This window comes from Nonomuraea sp. KM88, assembly GCF_052245635.1.
Classification (GTDB): Bacteria; Actinomycetota; Actinomycetes; order Streptosporangiales; family Streptosporangiaceae; genus Nonomuraea.
The window spans coordinates 63,598-82,255 of sequence record NZ_JBQQCC010000009.1 but is presented as its reverse complement, the minus strand read 5'-3'; the positions used below and the strand labels follow the sequence as shown (position 1 = coordinate 82,255).

Below are 18,658 nucleotides of genomic sequence, written 5' to 3'. Positions count from 1 at the left end.
TTCGCGGCAGGAGCCAGGTTGCCGCCGCCGACGTGGCCGGTCGCCTCGGGTTCCGTGATGGATCAGCGGCTGAGGATCTGTCTCATGACCCCTTCCAGGGTGGCCGCCGGGTCCTCGACGGGGCCGGGCGAGCGCCAGGCCACATAGCCGTCGGGCCGGACGAGCACGGCGCCGCCCCTGTTGACGCCGTACACCTCCTGGAACCGTCCCGTCACGTCCATGAGCTCGGCATCGAGGAGCAGCCGCGTGAGCTGCACGCCGAGCCGTTCCTTGACCTGGCGGCCGGCGTCCACCCAGGCCTGGCCACCCTCCTTGGCGGCCAGCAGCACGAAGCCGGAGCCGAACAGGTCGATGGTGGAGATGCGCTGCCCCTCCCAGTCGAGCACCACGTGCGGGGCCCGGCTGCCGGGGCGCCCGTGCGGGACACGGGGGTCCTCCAGGATCGAGCCGTCGTCGCCGGGTTCGTTCAGGATCGCCGTGGAGTGGTAGCGGTGTCCGATCAGCCAGGCCGCGGTGTCCTCGAAGGGCTCCGGATAGCCCTCGCGGGCGCCGGGAGGCATGCGGACGCCCAGGTTGGCGAGCTGGGCGTCGGCGGTCATGGCGCCGATGGGGCGGCGTTCGGCGTCGTACGTGTCGAGGAAGTCCGGACCTGCCTGGCCCGTGACGACGAGCCACAGCCGCCAGGCCAGGTCGCAGCCGTCCTGGAGCGCCGTGCTGCCGCCCTGCCCGCCGGTGGGCGGCATGGTGTGGGCCGCGTCGCCGGCGAGGAACACCCGGCCGGCGCGATAGGTGTCGGCGAGCACGTGCCCCAGGTCGAACGTCGTCCTGTCCAGGATGCGCACGTCGAGATCCGGTCGCCCGGTCGCGATCCGCACCAGCTCGGCGCAGCGCGCGCCGGTGAAGTCGGCCGCGCTCTCGCCTTCGGCGTGGTTGACGCCCAGCACGTGCGCCCCCACTCCGGTGCCGGTGAGGATGGCGCCGGTGAAGACGTCGTTCTGCAGATACCAGAGCGTGACCATACGATCCTCGACGAGCCCGGTCAGGTCGGCATCGAACATGATCGAGCACATGGTGCCCAGCACGCCCTTGCCCGAGGTGGGCACGCCGAGCATCCGGCGTACGGGGCTGCGACAGCCGTCGGCGGCCACCACGTAGTCCGCCCGCACGACGCGCTCCCCGTCCTCGCCGCGGATCAGCGCCGTGACGCCGTCCTCGTCCTGGTCGAGCGAGACCAGCTCGGTGGAGAAGCGCAGGTCGGCGCCGAGCGCTTCGGCCCTGCGCCGCAACACCCGCTCGATCTCGGCCTGGGGTGCGCCGACGTTCGCCACGGGGGTGATGTCGGTCAGGAAGGCCAGCTCCTCGACCTCGTCCTCCATGATCATGTGCGGATCCGGGTCGCGGAGGTCCCTGGCGATGGCGATGCGCAGGTTGTCGCCGATGCCCGCCCAGATGTCGCTCAGTTCCTGCTCGATGCCCGGCACGGGGCGGAGCAGCTCGATCGCCCGCGGTCCTACGCCGAAGGCCTTGGGCTGGATGGAGGTGTCCGGGTGCCGTTCGACCAGGATGACCGGCACGCCCCGCCAGGCCAGGAGCGCCGCCGCGCTCAGCCCTGCATACCCGCCGCCGACCACGAGGATCGGCACCCGCTCCTGCTCCATTGCCTGCCACCTCCATAACACGTACTGTCGCGTTGACGAGCAACACGATATGTCGCGTCTGTGGAGTGGTCAAGATATATCTCGAATGTGGTTGAAGCTCCGCACATGAGCGGTCCTGGTAGCAAGCGGAAACCTCCAGCGAACACCTCCTGACCCGCGGCCCGCGTTCGTGGCCCGACCCGGCGATCCCCGACGATGGGGTGGGGATGTCGCGCGAGCGGATCAGCGTGCAGTGGCGCGGCGCGCGTCAGCCCTGCTTGCTGTAAAGGTGAAGGGCGAGCGGCGCACACACCGCGGTGATGGCGGCAGTCGCGATGAGCGCCCAGACGACAGATCCGCCGGTGCCGCCGGCGTTGTTCATCAGGGCCCTGGCCGCGGTCGCGACGTGGCTGAGCGGGTTGACCTCGACGAGGGCTTGGAGCCAGCCCGGCATGGTCTGGGGCTGGACGAAGATGTTGCTGGCGAACGAGAGTGGCATCAGCACGACGTTGGCGATGCTGATGACGACGGCGGGGTCGGGCACGAGCAGGGCGACCGTGGCCCACAGCAGGGAGAGGGAGAGCCCGAAGGCGACAACGAGGGCGACCGCGGCGAGCACACCCCATGCGCCACCGCCGGGGCGATAGCCCATGATCAGTCCGAGGACGACCACGATGGCGGAGGCGAACAGGTAACGGGCGGCATCGCTGAGCAGGCCGCCGAGCACGAGGGCGCCGCGCCAGACGGACAGGGAGCGGAAGCGGTCGAAGGCCCCGGTTGTCACGTCCTTGGCGAGGCGGGCACCACCGTACATGGTGACGATGGCGATGCTCATGCTCAGCGTGCCGGGCAGGAGCACCTTGAGGTAGTCACCGGGTGAGCCGCTGATGGCGCCGCCGAAGAGGTAGGTGAACAGCACGGTGATCAGGATCGGGATGGCGACCGAGTCCACGAGCTGTTTGGGGTCGTGCTTGATCTTGAGTATGGCGCGCCGGCCGAAGGTCGCCGAGGCGGCGAGTGCGCCGGCTCGGCGGCGTGCCGGGCTGGTGGTGAGGAGGATTCCGATCCGGTCGGTCTCCGCGGCGGCGGGGCGGGTGACGGCGGCGGGGGTGTTCATGGGTTCACGCCCTCCTGGTCGATGGTGGCTGGGCTGGTCGTGTGACCGGTCAGGGCGAGGAAGGCCTCGTCCAGGCTGGGCTGGCCGAGAGTGATCTCGGCGATGCCCACCTGGGCTTCGGCGAGCCGGGTCAGGGCGTGCCCGACCAGCCGGCCCACGTCTGTCGCGTCGGCCGGGGCGGTGAGAAGCATGGACAGGGCGAGCGGGTCGGCGGCGGGATGGACCGTCCCTTCCAGAGCGCCGGCCAGGACCTGTCGCGCTCGCGGGCGCTGCTCGCCGTCAAGGAGCCGGACATGGAGGGTGCCCGAGCCGACTCGGGATTTGAGCTGGGCGCTGGTGCCTTCGGCCACGATCCGGCCTTGGTCGATGACGGCGATCTGCTCAGCGAGTTGGTCGGCTTCCTCAAGGTACTGGGTGGTGAGCAGCACCGTGGCGCCGGCCGCGGCGATCCGGCGGACCAGCTCCCAGACCTGGCTACGGCTGCGGGGGTCGAGCCCCGTGCTCGGCTCGTCGAGGAACAGCAGGTCGGGGGTCACGATCAGGCCGGCCGCGATGTCCAGCCGGCGGCGCATCCCGCCCGAGTACCCACCCACAGGGCGACCGGCCACGTGGGTCAGTTCGAAGGCCGCGAGTAGGTCATCGGCTCGCTGTTTGCCGGCGGCGCGGGACAGACCGTGGAGACGGCCGAGGATGATCAGGTTCTCATACGCGGTCAGGTCCTCATCCAGGGCCGCGAACTGGCCGGTCACGGCGACCCGGGCTCGGATCGCATCTCGCTCGCTGATCACGTCGTGACCGAGGACACGGGCGGTGCCGCTGTCGAACCGGGTCAAGGTGGCCAGGATGCGGATCGTGGTGGTCTTGCCCGCCCCGTTGGGGCCGAGAAACCCGAACACCTGACCGCGCCGGACCGTGAGGTCGATCCCGTCCAGCGCTCGGTTCTCGCCGAAGACCTTGACCAGGCTGTGCGCCTCGATCGCCGGCTGGTCACCATCCATGCTGCTCTTTGACATGCGGTGAGACTTGTCCATCTCTCACGACTTGTCTTGGAAAAATGTTCCGCCCTCGTGGTCAGCGCGATGGGCGTCCGCAGCAGCCGTAGCGCTCGCCCACATCACACGCCGGATCCAGGCTCGGGAGGCCACGCGACATCGTCGATCGCGAGAAATGGCGAGACCGCGACCGTAGCCGGCGTCACCCCGGCGAAGGCCATGACGTCTCTGTGAAGGTGGGACTGGTCGGTGTAGCCGCTTTCTGCTGCTACCAGGGCGGCGCCATGGCCGGCGGCGAGACGGTGGGCAGCGTGGTCGAAGCGGATGAGCTGCGCGACCCGCTTGGGGGTGAGGCCGACCTGGGCGCGGAACCGAGACCAAAGGCGTTTGCGGCTCCATCCGATCTCGGCGACCAGTCGTTCGATGCGTACCCGCCCTCTGCTGGCCACCATCTGTTCCCAGCAGAAGGTGACTTCCGGGGCGACAGCCCGGCCCGCGTCGTATCGCCGGGCCAGCGCGGCCTCCGCGATCGCGAATCGCTCCTCCCACGACCCGGCGGCACGCAATCGCTCGTGGGTTCGCACGGCCTCTCGTCCCCAAAGATCATCGAGCGCGGCCACCGTCCCGCCCAGTTCCGAGGAGGCGCCCAGGACCGCGTGCGCGACCATCGGCGAAATCCGTAATTGGAGGCACTCGGAACTTCTGGACAGCCCCCGCCCGCGGGCCCTATGGGGCGCGAGTCCGGCGACGACGCGTTCCCGCTGCTGCGCACCACAACCGTCTTCGAAGACGAATGGCTGGTCGCCGAGGTCGAAGAGCACCGTAACGGCGGGATGCGGGACCAGCGCAACGTCGCGGAACTCATTCGCTTGATCGCTGAACCCTGCCATCACGACCCCTGGCAGCCGTCCGGGACGCGACGGAACCGTGATCTCCCATCGAGGCACACCGGCTCGAACCGGCTCGGAGGATCCCACGCAGACATGTTAGGAGCCGCTTCGCGGTGGCGCGCATAGCGGCCTTTCCGGGCAGGGTGCGGGCGCGCGGCCATGCGCACCCCGGTACCCGTAAGGATCCGCTGACAACTCCCGATCAGTGTCGGCCGGCCCTCGGCCCTCCTTCGGCGCCACCGGAGTCGTGGACGACGGTGATCCCCTCGTCGATCAGCGCGGTCGACCGGTCGGCCAGGTCGTATCGGGGCCAGCCCGGGTCGCCGTCGGCGACGAAGCGAACCCAGGCCCCGTGGGCCGTATCGGCCACGACCTGCGATCGTACGTCGCCGATGAGGGCCCGGCTGGACTTCTCGTCGAGGAGGTCGAACACGTACGGGATCTCCACCCCATGGGCGGCGCCGAGGCGGCCGCCGAAGCTCGGCGACTCGTGGTCGAAGCGGTACATCCAGGTGTCGGCCCCGCCGGCCGCGCACCGTGCCTCGGCGACCTGGATCGCCGGAATCCGAACGAAGCTGTCGGTGGTCACGGCAGCGAGCAGGTCCCCGTTGCTTGCTCCCGGCCGGGCCGCCCGGTAGCGCTCGACCGCCCCATCGGGCGTGCCGAGGGCGCTCACGGCCGCGGAGAGGAGGGACTCGTCGACGATGTCGATCATGCCAGTAGGGACGAGGCCGATCCGGGTGTCATCGCGGTTCCACCCGGCCAGGAGCCGCACGTCGCTGCCATCACCCCTTCTCAGCGCGTCGAGCGGGTGATCGGGGAGGGTGTCGCCGTCGATGACCGGGGCGAAGGGGAGGATCTCCCACGTGGCCGGATCGGCGGCGGTCTGGACCTCCCTGAGGAGGGCGAACGCCGCCCGTGTGAGCCGTTCGACCGGCACCTGGCTGAAGGCCTCCCGGGTCGGGGCAACCCCGAGAGACTCGGCCAGCCTTGAGGCGACGTCCGCGGCGGCCTCAGTCGTGAGCGTCCGGGTCACCGCCCCGCTCTGGGAGATCGCTTGGCGGAACAGGCCTCGGGCACGGGGCATGGCCATGAGGGTGATGACGCTCATGGCCCCGGCGGACTGGCCGGCGACGGTCACCTTCCCCGGGTCGCCGCCGAAGGCGGCGATGTTGCCCTGGACCCACTCCAGCGCGGCGATCTGATCCAGCAACCCCAGGTTGACGGTGCTGTCATCGAGGTGGACAAAGCCCTCGGCACCGAGCCGGTAGTTGATCGTGACGCACACGACCCCGTCACGGGCGAAGGAGGTGCCGCGGTAGCCGGAGACGGATCCGGACCCCTTCGTGAACATCCCGCCGTGAATCCAGACCAGTACTGGCAAGCCGGATCGCCGGGGATCGGGGGTCCACACGTTGAGGTTGAGGCATTCCTCGCCAGGGATCACGACCTCCGGAAACAGCGCTGAACTGGCCGGATCGTCGTTGCCCTTCGGGCAGGTCGGCCCGTAATCGATGGCGCTGCGTTCGCCTTCCCACCGTACGGGCGGCTCGGGAGGCCGCATGCGGCGCGGCCCGAAGGGCGGGGCGGCGTACGGGATCCCGAGGAACGCTGCCGCTCCCCGGTCCATCCGGCCCCGGAGGCGGCCACCGGCCACCTGAACCTCTGGTGCGCTGTCATCGGTCTTCGTCATCACCTCTCCTGTCGCTTGGAGCTCCGCGGCCTCCGCACGGGAAGCCGTGCCGGACACGAGATCGAGCATCACAAGCTCAGGGTGAGGGCGTCTTGGACAAATGTTCCGCTGCGTGATCAGCACCGTGGGGCACCGGCGGCTTGGCAAGTGATCGGCGCGACGCCCGCGAGCCCCCGGCTACGGGTGTGCCGTTCATCGCGCTGTCCTAAGGGGCGCGGTGGGCCTGGGCGTCAGGGACGAATGCGGAGCCGGTTCTTCCGCTGCCGCGGTGAGGGGTGGTGGCCGGTCAGGAGAGGTGGTGTTCCAGGGACTCCAGTTTCGACGTCATGCCGTCCGTGACACCCTCTCTGAGGTCGGCCTTCAGCACCAGGCTCACGCGGGGCGCGACCTCCGCCACCGCGTCAACCGCGCGCTTGACGACGTCCATCACCTCGTCCCACTCGCCCTCGATGGTGGTGAACATCGCGTCGGTGCGGTTGGGCAGCCCGCTGGAGCGGACCACCTGGACGGCGCGGGCGACGGGCTCGGCGACCCCTTCGCCGACGCCCAGCGGGGTGATGGAGAATGCGACGATCACTGCGTGCCTCCTGCGGTGCATCCGGGTTTCCGACGGACCTGGTCAGGAGCCGCTCCAGCCGCTCCCGCTCCTCTGCGCTCGGCACGCCGGACCTGCCGGCGCCGCCTGAGTCTGGAGGCCTCGATCGTAACGGTCGCTTCGCGAAGAGCCACGACGCCGTCGAACGCCGTGGCTGCCGCTGACCGTGCCGCCGGACGTCACCCGTGGTCGTGCTCTTCTTCCTCTTCCTCGCTCGGCCCCTCGGACGGCTCCACGCCGAGCACGGCCTCGCGCGGCTCGATCTCGGTGATGTGGTCGACGAGCTGCAGCACGTGGTCGGGCTCGATCAGCCACTGCAGCGCGGAGGCGCCGGAGTCGTCGGAGGAGACGAGCTCGGCCTGCTCGGTGCGCTCCTCCTCGGTGAGATCGGCGTCGGGGTGCCGGACCTCGGCCAGCGCCGCCGCCTGCAACGCGTCCACATCGAGCACCTCGACGGTCAGCTCGACCGTGAGACGCAGAAATTTCGGTTCATCACTCATGGCGATGATGTTAGGGGAGCTTCCACTCCACAGGTGCCGCACCTTGCTGAACCAGCGACTCGTTGGCGCGGCTGAACGGCCGCGAGCCAAAGAAACCGCTGCGGGCCGACAGAGGCGAGGGATGGGCGGACTCGACGCGCGGCACGTCGCCGAGCATCGGCGCCAGGTTGCGCGCGTCGCGGCCCCACAGGATGGCGACCATCGGCTTGTCGCGCGCGACCAGGGCGCGGATGGCCTGCTCGGTGACCTGCTCCCAGCCCTTGCCCCGGTGGGAGGCGGGCTTGCCGGGCATCACGGTCAGCACCCTGTTGAGCAGCAGCACGCCCTGCTCCGCCCACGGCGTGAGGTCGCCGTTGGCCGGCCGGGGCAGGCCGAGGTCGCTCTCCATCTCCTTGTAGATGTTGACCAGACTGCCCGGCAGCGGCCGGACGTCGGGGGCGACGGAGAACGACAGCCCGACGGGGTGGCCGGGCGTGGGGTAGGGGTCCTGGCCGACGATCAGCACCTTGACGTCGTCGAAAGGCTGGCTGAAAGCACGCAGCACGTGCGCGCCGGCCGGGAGATAATGCCGGCCCTCCGCGATCTCCTTGCGCAGGAACTCGCCCATCTGGGCGATCTGCGCGGCGACGGGCTCAAGCGCCCGCGCCCATCCGGCATCGACGATTTCATGAAGAGGACGACCAGCCATGGGCGTGAAGCTTAGCCATGTCTGGTACGGCTTGCGGGCAAAACACGGTCGCCCGCCGTACCGGAATGATCACATCGGTACGGCGGGCGCCCGCGAGGTCACTTGACCGAGCCGGCCATCATGCCCTGGACGAAGTACCGCTGGAACGCGAAGAACAGCACCAGCGGGATGATCAGCGACAGGAACGCGCCGGACGAGAGGATGTCGACGTTCGACCCGAACTGCCGCATCTGCGACTGCAGATATTTGGTCATCGGCTGGTTCCCGGTGTCGGCGAAGACCAGCGCGATGAGCATGTCGTTCCACACCCACAGGAACTGGAAGATGCCCAGCGAGGCGATGGCGGGCTTGCCCAGCGGGAAGACCACCGACGCGAAGATCTTCCACTCCGACGCGCCGTCCATCCGCGCCGCCTCCAGCAGCGAGCTGGGGATGCCGACGAAGAAGTTGCGGAGCAGGAAGATCGCGAACGGCAGCCCGAACGCCACGTGGAACAGCACCACGCCGGCGATCGAGCCGAACATGTCGGCGGCGCCGTAGAGGGACGCGACGGGGATCAGCGCGATCTGGATCGGTACGATCAGCAGCCCGACGACGACGAGGAACGCGGTGTCACGGCCGCGGAAGTCCATCCACGCGAACGCGTACGCCGCCATCGCCGCGATGCCGATCACCAGGACCGTGGTCGGCACCGTGATCAGCACGGTGTTCCAGAAGGACGCCGTGAAGCCGCTGCCCAGCAGGTTGGCGTAGTTGTCGACGGTCAGCTCGGCCGGCTTGGTGAAGATCGTCCACCAGCCCTCGGCGTTGTTGACCTCCGAGGTCCGCATGGAGACGACGAGCAGGCCCAGCGTCGGCACCAGCCAGAAGAGGCCGAGCAGCACCATCACGACCTGGACCGCCCCGCCGCCGAGACGGTCCGCGAGCCTGCCGGCGAGGCTCCTGCGCGGCGCTCCCGCGTACGTCTCGGCCGGCGCCGTGACCGTCGCCGTGGTCATGTGCCCCTCCCCGTCGGATCCCGAGGCGTCCGGCGTGCCGGGCCTGTCGATGGGCTCGCTCATGTGTCCTCCCTCCTGAACCTGCGGATGTTCATGATCATGAAGGGGAGGACCAGGATGAGCAGGAAGATGGCCAGCGCGCTGCCCAGGCCCTGGTTGTTGCCGCCGCCGAACGACACGCGCCACATCTCCAGCGCGACCACGTTCGCCTGTGGCTGGACCGAGGCCGGCGCGATGATGAAGACCAGGTCGAACACCTTCAGCGTATTGATGATCATTGTCACGAAGACGACGAGCAGCACCGGCGAGAGCAGCGGCACCGTGATCTTGCGGAACACCTGCCACTCGCTCGCGCCGTCGATGCGGGCCGCCTCCAGCGCGTCGCGCGGGATCGCCGCCAGCCCGGCCGCGATCAGCACCATGGCGAAGCCGGCCCACACCCAGACGAACGCGCCGATGATCGCCGGGGTGATGAGCGTCGGGCCGAGCCAGCTCAGCCCGCCGTAGGCGGCCTCGAAGTTCGACGCGGGCAGCCGTACGACGTAGGAGCCGGCGGGCAGCCCCTCGAAGCGGAAGGACCCGTCGCCGGCCGTGGTCGCGGTCGCGGCGACCTGGCCGTCGCGCACCGCCTCGACGGTCATGCCGGGCAGGCCCTTCTCGGCGGCGTCGACCGCGTTGTTCGTGCCTCCGCCTCCGGGGGTGAAGTCGAACCACACGGTGCCCGAGAGCCCGTCGCCGGCCGCGGGGGCCCTGGCGGGCTGGGCGTCGCCCGGCACCAGCTCCGGCTTGACGCCGACGATCGGCACCAGCACGGGCTGACCCGCCTGCGCGGGCTGCTTGGTGACGACCGCGCCGTCCTGCTCGGCGACCGGGGACTCGTCGCCCCCGCGCGGGCGGGCCTCCGGGTAGCCCTGCGAGGAGGAGAACGTGTCGTGCACCGTGGTGAGCACGGCGTTGGCCAGGCCCTTGTCGGGGCTCTCCTCGTAGACGAGCCGGAAGATCACGCCGGCCGCCATCAGAGAGACGGCCATCGGCATGAACACGATCAGCTTGAACGCCGTCGCCCACCTGATCCGCTCGGTCAGCACCGCGAAGATCAGGCCGATCGTGGTGACCACGATGGGCGCGACCACCACCCAGATCAGGTTGTTGCGGATGGTGGTGAGGGTGCCGGCGTCGGTGAAGATCGTGGTGTAGTTGCCCAGCGCCACGAATCCGGTGCCCGTCGAGTCGAACAGGCTCCTGAAGATGGAGTAGGCGATCGGATAGATCACCCAGATGCCCAGCAGCAGCGCCGCCGGGAGGAGGAAGGCGATGGCGACCGCCGGGGAGGGGCCGAGGCGTCGCTTGCGTTGGGGGGTTTCAGCCGGTCCGGTGGAGGGCCCGCCCGCGGCGTTCGCGGGCGGGTCCTGCGGGCCGTCCAACCGTTCGGTCACGGCCTTACCTCTTTACTTCCAGGCCTTCTTGGCCTCGGCTTCGAGCGCCTCCTGGGCGCCCTTGACGTCGGACGGGTCGCGCAGGAAGTCCTGCAGCACCTTCCACTCGCCCTTGCCGTCGGTGCCGCCGAACGCGCTCGGCGCCAGGTCGGACATGTCGTAGCGGACGGTGTCGCCGGCCGAGACGATGGTCTGGCCGAGCTGCTTGGTCAGCTCGTCGGGGTAGTTGTCGGGGGAGACGTTCTTGTTGGGCGACAGGTAGCCGGGCAGCTTGGCCCAGACCTCGCCGCCCTCCTTGGAGGCCAGGAACTGCAGCAGGGCCATGGCGCCGGGGGAGTCCTTCATGGCCACCGCGACGTCGCCGCCGAGCACGACCGGGGCGGTGTCACCGACCTTGGGGAACGGGAAGTATTTCGCCTCCTCGCCGACCTTGGCGCCCGACTGGTCGGCCTCGACGGCCACGAAGTCGGCCTCGATGACCATGGCGGCCTTCTTGGTGCCGTAGACCTTGCTCACGCAGGTGGGGAAGTCGGTCTGCATGGTGCCGGAGACGCCGTCGACCAGGAACTCCTGCTTGCTCACGATCTGTTGGATCTTCTCCAGCGCGGTGGCCACGGTGGGGTCGGTCCACGGGATCTCGTGCTTGGAGAGCTTGTCGTAGTTCTCCGGGCCCGCGGTGGAGAGGTAGACGTTCTCGAACAGGTCGGTCAGCGTCCAGCCGGAGGCGCCGCAGAAGGAGAACGGCGGCGTGCCGGAGTCGGCGACGGTCTGCGCGGCCTTGACCAGCTCGTCCCAGTTGGTCGGCGCCTGTACGCCCGCGTCGTCGAACGCCTGCGAGCGATACCAGACCAGCGACTTGTGCGCCGCCTTGATCAGCACGCCGTAGACCTTGTCGTCGGCGGAGCCGAGCTCCTTCCAGTAGGGGGTGTAGTTGGTGTCGATCTCCTTGATGACGGCGTCGTTCAGCGGCTTGAGCGCGTCCTGTTCGGCGTACTGCTGGACCAGGCCGGGCTGCGGCAGGATCGCCACGTCGGGCGGGTTGCCGCCCTGGATGCGGGGGCCGAGGTAGGCGCCGGTGTCCTCGCCGGTGGAGGCGTAGGTGACCTTGGCCCCCGTCTTGTCGGTGAAGGCCTTGAGCACCTGCTCGAAGTTCTTCTGCTCGGCCCCGGTCCACTTGGCCGCGACCTCGAGCGTCACGCCTTCGAGCGTCTTGTCGCCGCCGGTGGCCGGCGCCGACCCCGAGGCGGTGGGCTCCGTCGTCGTCGGCGCGTTGCCGCAGGCGGCGACCGCTACCGCGAGCCCGGCCAGGATCGCTGCTGCTCTGCTTCTTCGCATGGCTGCCTCACTGGGTTCTGATGATCTCTTCGAGTTCGGACTTCATGGAGGCCGCGACGTCGTCGGCGGACTCGGTGGCAGGGTTGGTGAGGGCCTTGGCGACCGAACTGGCGATCACCAGGCTCAGCTGGTTGTAGTTGGCGCTGACCGGCCGTGGCTTGGCGGCGAGGATGCTCTCCTTGAGCACCGGCAGGTAGGGGAAGCGCTTGATCAGGGCAGGGTCGTCGTAGAGCTCGGTCCACACGGGCGGGAACGAGCCCTCGGTGAGCACCCGGCGTTCGTTCTCCAGGCTCGTGAAATAGCGGATGAACTCCTGCGCGGTGTGCTGGTGCTTGGAGAAGGCGCTGACGGCCAGGTTGGCGCCGCCCAGCGCGCTCGACCCCGGCCCGTCGAGCCCAGGCAGCCTGGTCACCGCGACCTTGTCGCCCAGCTCGGCCTTCGCGGGGCCGTACGCGTGGGGCCAGTTGCGGGCGAAGGCCAGCCTGCCCTCCTGGAAGGCCAGGCGCGACTCCTCCTCCTTGTAGCTCAGCGACTCTTCGGGGATCCAGCCCTCGCGCAGCCCCTGGAGCAGGAAGCCCAGGGCGGTCCCGCCCTGGGCGGGGTCGAGGGTCACCTCTTTGCCGTCGCGGCTGACGATCTGGCCGCCGGCTGATTGCACGGCCTCGCTGAAGTTGACCGTGAGCCCTTCGTACGCCAGGAACTGCCCCGCATACCCATCTATGTCATGCTTTTTCGTGATCTTTCGTGCTTGGTCGCGAAGCTCGGCCCACGTCCTCGGCGGCTTGTCGACCAGGTCGGTCCGGTAGTAGAGCAGCCCCGCGTTGCTCGTGTAGGGGACCGCCCAGAGCTTGCCCTTGTAGACAGCCGTCTCCACGACCGGCGGCAGGAACCTGTCGAGCGGGAACAACCCGCGCTCCAGGGGGATGATCCAGCCGTTCTCCGCGAATTCGGCGGTCCACACCACGTCGAGCCCGAGCACGTCGTATCGGCTGCTCTGGGCCTGGAGGTTGGCCACCATCTGGGCGCGCTGCTCGTCGGCGGCCTCGGGCAGCTCCAGCAGCGTCACCTTCTCGGCCGGATGGGCCTGGTTCCAGCGGTCCAGCAAGGGCTGCAGGTATGTCGTGGTGTCGCGTCCGGTGGCGAACGTGATGGGCCCGGTGCCGCCCGTCCTCGTCGCGCCGCCGCTCTCGTCGCCCGCCGCCGCGCATCCGGCCGCGAGAGCCACGGCCAGCAGGAGCACGAGCGGGCGGAGCACTGTTTCCTCCGTGTGTTCAGAGGGTTTACATACGTGTTAGGTAGATGCATTCATGTTATGCACAGCGGTAATCTGTAGGTCAACGGATATCTTCGTAACGCATGCGTAACACAGCGGGGAGGTGGGGCGGTGCGGCTTCACCTGCTGGCGCTCCTGGCCAAAGAGCCGGCTCACGGCTACGAGCTCAAACAAGCTCTCGAGCAGACCTTCGGCGGCGCCTACCCCTCCCCCAACATCGGCCAGATATACGTGACGCTCGGCAGGCTGGAGAAGGACGGCCTGGTCAGGGCGGTGGATGTCGAGCAGTCCAACCGGCCCAACAAGAAGGTCTACTACCTGACGGCCAAGGGCCGCGAGCACCTCACCACCTGGGTCGACGAGCCCACCGAGGGTCCGAGGGTGCGCGACGAGTTCTTCATGAAGCTCGTCCTCGCCCCGCTGACCGGCATCGCCGACCGCATGGCGCTGATCAACAGGCAGCGCCGCCACTACCTGTCGCTGATGCGTGACCTCAACGACCTCCTCGACCGCACGTCCCCGTCCGACCGGGTGGCGATGCTGCTCATCGAGGGCGCCATGCTCCACCTCCAGGCGGATCTTGACTGGCTCGAACGTTGCCAGGAGGATCTGGCATGAGCGCCGTGCTGAAAACGGTCAATCTGGTCAAAATCTACCAGGATGGTGCCATCCCCGTGCCCGCCGTGCGCGGGGTGGATCTGCAGGTCGAGCCGGGCGAGTTCGTCGCGATCATGGGTCCGTCCGGCTCGGGCAAGTCCACGCTCGTCCACATGCTGGGCGGGCTCGACGCCAGGACCAGCGGCGAGATCTGGCTCGACGGCAAGCGCGTCGACACCCTCTCCGAGAGCGCGTGGGCGCTGTTGCGGCGCAAGAAGGTCGGGTTCGTCTTCCAGTTCTTCAACCTCGTCGCCAACATGACCGTCGGCGACAACGTCGAGCTGCCCGCCCTGCTGGCCGGCGTCTCACCCAAGGTGGCCCGCGAGCGCAGGGAGAGCCTGCTCGGCGCGCTCGACCTGACCGACAGGGCCGACGCCGCGCCGGCCCAGCTCTCCGGCGGCGAGCAGCAGCGGGTGGCGCTGGCCAGGGCGCTGGCCAACCAGCCCACCCTGCTGCTGGCCGACGAGCCCACGGGCAACCTCGACAGCCGCAACACGCGCGACGTGCTCCGCCTGCTCGGCAAGGTGCACAAGGAGGGCCAGAGCATCGTCATGGTCACCCACGACGCCCGCGTGGCCGCCCTGGCCGACCGGGTGGTCTCGTTGTTCGACGGGGAGATCGTCGACGACGGCCGCATCGCCCGCAGGCGCACGGGCACCGCCGGTGAAGTGATCGACCTCCGGTGAGCGACCTATGAGCACCGCGCTGGCGGGCAGGCGGTGGATCAAGGCCGACCTGCGGGCCAGGAAGGGCCAGGCGGTGCTGACGGTGCTGGCCGTGGCGGGCATCGTGGCCGCGCTGATCACCGCGGTGACCCTGCTGGAGGACGGCACCAACCCGTGGCGGAGCCTGTCGGCCCAGACCGACGGCGCCCATGTGTGGTTCTACACCGGTGACAGCCCAGAGGTCGCTCTTGGGGGCATCGACGGCGTGACGCAGATCGCGGGCCCGTACCGCTCGGCGCCCGTGACCGTGGGCCAGGACGGCAGGCGAGAGCCCGCGGCGCTGCGCGCGATGCCGGCCCGGCCGGCGGGGGTGGCGCACCCGCTGGTGGCGGAGGGCGACTGGCTGGACCCCGCCCAGCCGGACGGCGTGGTCGTCGAGCGGTCCTTCGCGTCGTCGCTGCGGCTGGAGGCCGGCGCGCCCTTCACGATCATCGCGCTCAGCGGCGAGCGCCACACCCTGTACGTACGCGGCATCGCCGACACCGCCGAGCACGGCTTCTACCCCGAGTGGACGCCGGGCCTGGCCTACGTGCTGCCCGGGACGCTCGACCGGATCGAGCCCATGATGGGCCGCAGCGAGTGGGTGACCGGGCTGCGCCTGGCCGATCCCGACGCCGCGCAGGTCGTCTCCCAGCGCGTGGTCGTCATGCTGGAGGACCAGCTCCAGCGCGTCTACACCTGGCGCGAGGTCAGGGGCGCCATGGAGCTGGACAACCGGCTGCTCGGCACGCTGCTGGCGTTGTTCGGGGTGGTCGGGCTGGTGGCGGCCGCGCTCGCGCTGGCCAACGCGGCCGGCGGCCGGGTGCTCGGCCAGTTGCGTGACCTGGCCACGCTCAAGTCGATGGGTTTCACCAGAGGCCAGATCACGCTGCTGCTGGTGGTCGAGCACGGCGCGCTCGGCCTGCTCGGGGTCGCGCTCGGCGCGCTGGCGGGCTGGGGGGTGATGGCGGCGGTGCTCGGCCCGACCTCCGTGGCGCCGGTGCCGGTGCTGGCCATCGTCGCGGGCACCGCGCTGGTGGTGCTGGCCGCGGTGGGGTTGCCCGCGTGGCGCGGCGGCCGCACTCCGCCGATCCCCGCGGCGCCCGCCTCGCCGCCGCGCGGCCACCTGTCCAGGCTGGCCAGGCTCGCCCTCCTCGTACGCCTCCCGCCCGCCCTCGTCCTCGGCACCAGGGACGCCTTCACGAGGCGGGTGCCGGCGTTCCTGACGGCGTTCGGGCTGGCTGTGCCGATGATGATGATCACGATCGGCCTCGGCGTGTGGGCCACGCTCGACAACTTTCTCAGCCATCCCGAACAGGTCGGCCAGCACGCCGGCCTGTACGTCAGGCCGGGCAAGCTGGAGGCGTCGGAGGCCGGGCGCATCGCCGGGCGCGACAAGGACGTGGCCGCGGTCTATCCGGGCACCGACGTGAACGCCCTGGCGCCGGGGGAGGCCCGCTCGGTGCGGGTGCGGGCCGTCGGCAGTTCCACGGACCCCTACCCGTACCCCGTGGTCGAGGGCCGCGGATATGCCCGTCAGGGCGAGGCCGTCGCCGGGCAGGGCCTGCTCGACCTGCTCGGGATCAAGATCGGCGACCGGGTGCGGCTGACGGTGGGCGGCTCGCCGCTGATCGTCAGGATCGTCGGCAGGACCGTCGAGCCCGACCAGGACGGCGTGGTGCTCTCGGTGGGGCTGGACAGCCTGGCCGCGAAAGACTCCGTGCCGCCGGAATACTACGCGCTCGCGCTCAGGCCGGGCGCCGACCGGGCGGAGGTGCGCGGCCGGCTGCTGGCCGAGTCGGCCGAGGGCCTGGACGTGCAGGCCGCGGTCAACCCCGCGGACCGCCTGTCGATCATCAGGGTCGTGATCGTGGCGCTGATCGCCGTGCTGGCCCTGATCGGCCTGGCCAACCTGCTCACCGCGAGCGCGCTCGGCCTGCGTGACCACGCCTTCGACCTGGCCGTGCTGAAGGCCATGGGCCTGACGCCCCGGCAGGTCATGGCCACGCTCGTGACCGGCACCGGGCTGCTGGTCGTGCTCGGCGTCGGCGCGGGCGCCGCCGCCGGCGCCTCCGTCGTCACGGGACTGATCGACCTGCAGGGTCACACCAGTGGCGTGGGCGCCGGCATCGGCCGGCCGCCCTCGCCACTGACGCTGGCCGTCGCCGTGGTGATCGCCGTGGGCACGGCCCTCGCGGTCGCGCTGATCCCGGCCCGCCGCGCGGCCCGCGCCCAGGTGCCCGTCACCGCGCGCTGACGGGTCCGCTCACCGCGCCCGGCCGCGCGGTCTCCTCCCGCTTCAGCGCGAACCAGTAGAACCCGTGCCCCGGCAGCGTCAGCAGGTAGGGCAGCTCGCCGATCGGCGGGAACCGCACCCCGCCGCGCGCCTCGACGGGGACCATGCCCTCGAAACGGCGCAGGTCGAGCTCGACCGGCTGCGGGAACTTCGACAGGTTGTTGACGCACAACATCGCGTCGTCGCGGTCCTCGCGCACGTAGGTGAGCACCGAGGGGTTCGACGACCACATCTCGGTGTACGCCCCGACGCCGAACACCGGGTGCCTGCGCCGGATCTCCAGCATCTTGCGGGTGAAGTGCAGCAGTGAGCCCTCATGGCGCTGCTGGGCCTCCACGTTGACCGCCTGGAAGCCGTAGATCGGGTCCATGACCGCGGGCAGGTAGAGGCGTCCGGGGTCGGCGTTGGAGAACCCGGCGTTGCGGTCGGGGCTCCACTGCATCGGTGTGCGGACCGAGTCGCGGTCCTCCAGCCAGATGTTGTCGCCCATGCCGATCTCGTCACCGTAGTAGATGACCGGCGAGCCCGGCAGGCTCAGCAGCAGCGCCGTGAACAGCTCGATCCGGTCCCTGTCGTTGTCGAGCAGTGGGGCGAGCCGGCGCCGGATGCCGAGGTAGGCCCGCATGCGCGGGTCCTTGGCATATTCGCTGTGCATGTAGTCGCGTTCTTCCTCGGTCACCGTCTCGAGCGTGAGCTCGTCGTGGTTGCGCAGGAAGATGCCCCACTGGGCCGAATCGGGGAGCTTCGGGGTGCGCGACATGATCTCGGAGATCGGCTCGCGGGTCTCCTTCTTCACCGCCATGTAGATGCGCGGCATCAGCGGGAAGTGGAAGGCCATGTGGCACTCGTCGCCGCCCGTGGTGGGGTCGCCGAAGTATTCCACGACGTCCTCGGGCCAGCCGTTGGCCTCGGCCAGCAGCACCCGGTCGGGGTAGAGCCGGTCGACCTCGGCGCGGATCTTCTTCAGGTAGGCGTGCGTCTCCGGCAGCCCGGCGCAGGCCGTGCCCTCGCGCTCGAACAGGTAGGGGACCGCGTCCAGCCGGAACCCGTCGATGCCCAGGTCGAGCCAGAAGCGCAGCACCTCCAGCATCGCCTCCTGCACGGCAGGATTGTCATAGTTCAGGTCCGGCTGGTGGTGGAAGAACCGGTGCCAGTAGTACTGCTTGCGCACCGGGTCGTAGGTCCAGTTGGACTCCTCGGCGCCGATGAAGATGATCGGCGCGTCCGGATAGGCGCCGGGGTGGTCGGACCACACGTAGAAGTCGCCGTACGGCCCTTCGGGGTCGTGCCGGGACGCCTGGAACCAGGGGTGCCGATCGCTGGTGTGGTTCATCACGAGGTCGGTGATGATTCGCAGGCCGCGCTCGTGCGCCCGCTCGATCAGCTGGACGAAATCGCCCAGATCCCCAAAGTCCGGCAGGATCTTCATATAGTCCGAAATATCGTAACCGCCGTCGCGCAGCGGCGACTCGTACAGCGGCAGCAGCCACAGGCAGTCCACACCGAGCCACTCGAGATAGCCCAACTTCTCGATGAGACCGCGCAGGTCGCCGGTGCCGTCGCCGTTGGAGTCCTTGAACCCCCGGACGAGGATCTCGTAGAACACCGCCCGCTTGTACCAGGCTGGATCTTCCGAGACGAACGCCTCGGAGATCGGCTCCGGTGTTGGGGATGCGTTGATCATATGTCGCTCACAGGAAGAGATGTGGGCAGGACGAAGTCACCGGTTACCCCGGCGTTCTTATCTGGTGACCGCGCCGCCTGGAGTCGTCATCCCTGCGAACCCCATGCCCATGAACGAGACCGGATTTGTGATCTGGTGCCCGTTTGTGCGGCGCTTACGGGCC

General features: G+C 69.6%; 16 protein-coding genes. 3 read left to right on the top strand and 13 right to left on the bottom strand.

Annotation, left to right across the window (positions count from 1 at the left end):
• Positions 1-62 precede the first annotated feature (62 nt).
• The 12 genes from ACTWPV_RS25950 to ACTWPV_RS25895 form a co-directional block, all read right to left on the bottom strand.
• Positions 63-1,658 carry an FAD-dependent monooxygenase gene (locus ACTWPV_RS25950; RefSeq protein ID WP_443153769.1) on the bottom strand — a complete coding sequence of 532 codons (1,596 nt, stop codon included), beginning with the start codon at positions 1,656-1,658 and terminating at the stop codon, positions 63-65.
• Positions 1,659-1,905: 247 nt separating this feature from the next.
• The gene (locus ACTWPV_RS25945; protein WP_443153768.1) at positions 1,906-2,754 is read right to left on the bottom strand and encodes an ABC transporter permease; all 849 of its coding nucleotides are present in this window, start codon (positions 2,752-2,754) and stop codon (positions 1,906-1,908) included.
• Complete coding sequence (locus ACTWPV_RS25940; RefSeq protein WP_443153767.1) at positions 2,751-3,752, bottom strand: ATP-binding cassette domain-containing protein; 1,002 nt, start codon at positions 3,750-3,752, stop codon at positions 2,751-2,753. Before ACTWPV_RS25940 ends, ACTWPV_RS25945 begins: the two co-directional genes overlap by 4 nt.
• A 116-nt stretch (positions 3,753-3,868) precedes the next feature.
• On the bottom strand, positions 3,869-4,636 hold the full coding sequence (locus ACTWPV_RS25935; RefSeq protein WP_443153766.1) for a helix-turn-helix domain-containing protein: 768 nt from the start codon (positions 4,634-4,636) through the stop codon (positions 3,869-3,871).
• Positions 4,637-4,838: 202 nt separating this feature from the next.
• Entirely contained in the window at positions 4,839-6,329 is a 1,491-nt protein-coding gene (locus ACTWPV_RS25930) for a carboxylesterase/lipase family protein (RefSeq protein WP_443153765.1), read from the bottom strand.
• Between the two features lie 286 nt (positions 6,330-6,615).
• Positions 6,616-6,906, bottom strand: coding sequence for an MTH1187 family thiamine-binding protein (locus ACTWPV_RS25925; protein WP_347643770.1), 291 nt, complete (start codon positions 6,904-6,906; stop codon positions 6,616-6,618).
• Between the two features lie 197 nt (positions 6,907-7,103).
• Positions 7,104-7,424 (bottom strand): hypothetical protein, encoded by a 321-nt coding sequence (locus ACTWPV_RS25920; protein WP_347621743.1) that lies wholly within the window; start codon positions 7,422-7,424, stop codon positions 7,104-7,106.
• A gap of 10 nt (positions 7,425-7,434) precedes the next feature.
• Positions 7,435-8,112, bottom strand: a complete 678-nt coding sequence (locus ACTWPV_RS25915) for a uracil-DNA glycosylase (protein WP_443153764.1) — start codon at positions 8,110-8,112, stop codon at positions 7,435-7,437.
• 98 nt (positions 8,113-8,210) lie between these two features.
• Positions 8,211-9,110 carry a carbohydrate ABC transporter permease gene (locus tag ACTWPV_RS25910; protein WP_443153949.1) on the bottom strand — a complete coding sequence of 300 codons (900 nt, stop codon included), beginning with the start codon at positions 9,108-9,110 and terminating at the stop codon, positions 8,211-8,213.
• 59 nt (positions 9,111-9,169) lie between these two features.
• On the bottom strand, positions 9,170-10,546 hold the full coding sequence (locus tag ACTWPV_RS25905; RefSeq protein WP_443153763.1) for an ABC transporter permease subunit: 1,377 nt from the start codon (positions 10,544-10,546) through the stop codon (positions 9,170-9,172).
• A 12-nt stretch (positions 10,547-10,558) separates the two neighbouring features.
• A complete protein-coding gene (locus ACTWPV_RS25900; RefSeq protein ID WP_347643773.1) occupies positions 10,559-11,881 on the bottom strand; it encodes an ABC transporter substrate-binding protein in 1,323 nt (440 codons plus the stop codon).
• 7 nt (positions 11,882-11,888) lie between these two features.
• Positions 11,889-13,136: an ABC transporter substrate-binding protein gene (locus tag ACTWPV_RS25895; RefSeq protein ID WP_443153762.1), complete on the bottom strand. Its 1,248-nt coding sequence runs from the start codon at positions 13,134-13,136 to the stop codon at positions 11,889-11,891.
• Positions 13,137-13,265: 129 nt separating this feature from the next.
• On the opposite strand from ACTWPV_RS25895, the gene ACTWPV_RS25890 reads away from it, so the two are divergent.
• From ACTWPV_RS25890 to ACTWPV_RS25880, 3 genes are read left to right on the top strand one after another with little or no spacing between them, the layout of a single operon-like run.
• On the top strand, positions 13,266-13,772 hold the full coding sequence (locus ACTWPV_RS25890) for a PadR family transcriptional regulator (protein ID WP_347643775.1): 507 nt from the start codon (positions 13,266-13,268) through the stop codon (positions 13,770-13,772).
• Complete coding sequence (locus ACTWPV_RS25885; RefSeq protein WP_347643776.1) at positions 13,769-14,497, top strand: ABC transporter ATP-binding protein; 729 nt, start codon at positions 13,769-13,771, stop codon at positions 14,495-14,497. Before ACTWPV_RS25890 ends, ACTWPV_RS25885 begins: the two co-directional genes overlap by 4 nt.
• Positions 14,498-14,504: 7 nt before the next feature.
• Positions 14,505-16,772, top strand: coding sequence for an ABC transporter permease (locus ACTWPV_RS25880; RefSeq protein WP_443153761.1), 2,268 nt, complete (start codon positions 14,505-14,507; stop codon positions 16,770-16,772).
• Here the strand turns inward: ACTWPV_RS25880 and treS are convergent.
• Positions 16,759-18,495, bottom strand: a complete 1,737-nt coding sequence (treS, locus tag ACTWPV_RS25875) for a maltose alpha-D-glucosyltransferase (protein ID WP_347643778.1) — start codon at positions 18,493-18,495, stop codon at positions 16,759-16,761. The two genes, ACTWPV_RS25880 and treS, sit on opposite strands and share 14 nt — an antisense overlap.
• Between the last annotated feature and the right edge of the window lie 163 nt (positions 18,496-18,658).

Coding starts and splice junctions, on each gene's coding strand:
- ACTWPV_RS25950 (WP_443153769.1), bottom strand. CDS start 1,658: ATGGAGCAGGAGCGGGTGCCGATCCTCGTGGTCGGCGGCGGGTATGCA.
- ACTWPV_RS25945 (WP_443153768.1), bottom strand. CDS start 2,754: ATGAACACCCCCGCCGCCGTCACCCGCCCCGCCGCCGCGGAGACCGAC.
- ACTWPV_RS25940 (WP_443153767.1), bottom strand. CDS start 3,752: ATGGATGGTGACCAGCCGGCGATCGAGGCGCACAGCCTGGTCAAGGTC.
- ACTWPV_RS25935 (WP_443153766.1), bottom strand. CDS start 4,636: ATGGCAGGGTTCAGCGATCAAGCGAATGAGTTCCGCGACGTTGCGCTG.
- ACTWPV_RS25930 (WP_443153765.1), bottom strand. CDS start 6,329: ATGACGAAGACCGATGACAGCGCACCAGAGGTTCAGGTGGCCGGTGGC.
- ACTWPV_RS25920 (WP_347621743.1), bottom strand. CDS start 7,424: ATGAGTGATGAACCGAAATTTCTGCGTCTCACGGTCGAGCTGACCGTC.
- ACTWPV_RS25915 (WP_443153764.1), bottom strand. CDS start 8,112: ATGGCTGGTCGTCCTCTTCATGAAATCGTCGATGCCGGATGGGCGCGG.
- ACTWPV_RS25910 (WP_443153949.1), bottom strand. CDS start 9,110: ATGACCACGGCGACGGTCACGGCGCCGGCCGAGACGTACGCGGGAGCG.
- ACTWPV_RS25900 (WP_347643773.1), bottom strand. CDS start 11,881: ATGCGAAGAAGCAGAGCAGCAGCGATCCTGGCCGGGCTCGCGGTAGCG.
- ACTWPV_RS25885 (WP_347643776.1), top strand. CDS start 13,769: ATGAGCGCCGTGCTGAAAACGGTCAATCTGGTCAAAATCTACCAGGAT.
- ACTWPV_RS25880 (WP_443153761.1), top strand. CDS start 14,505: ATGAGCACCGCGCTGGCGGGCAGGCGGTGGATCAAGGCCGACCTGCGG.
- treS (WP_347643778.1), bottom strand. CDS start 18,495: ATGATCAACGCATCCCCAACACCGGAGCCGATCTCCGAGGCGTTCGTC.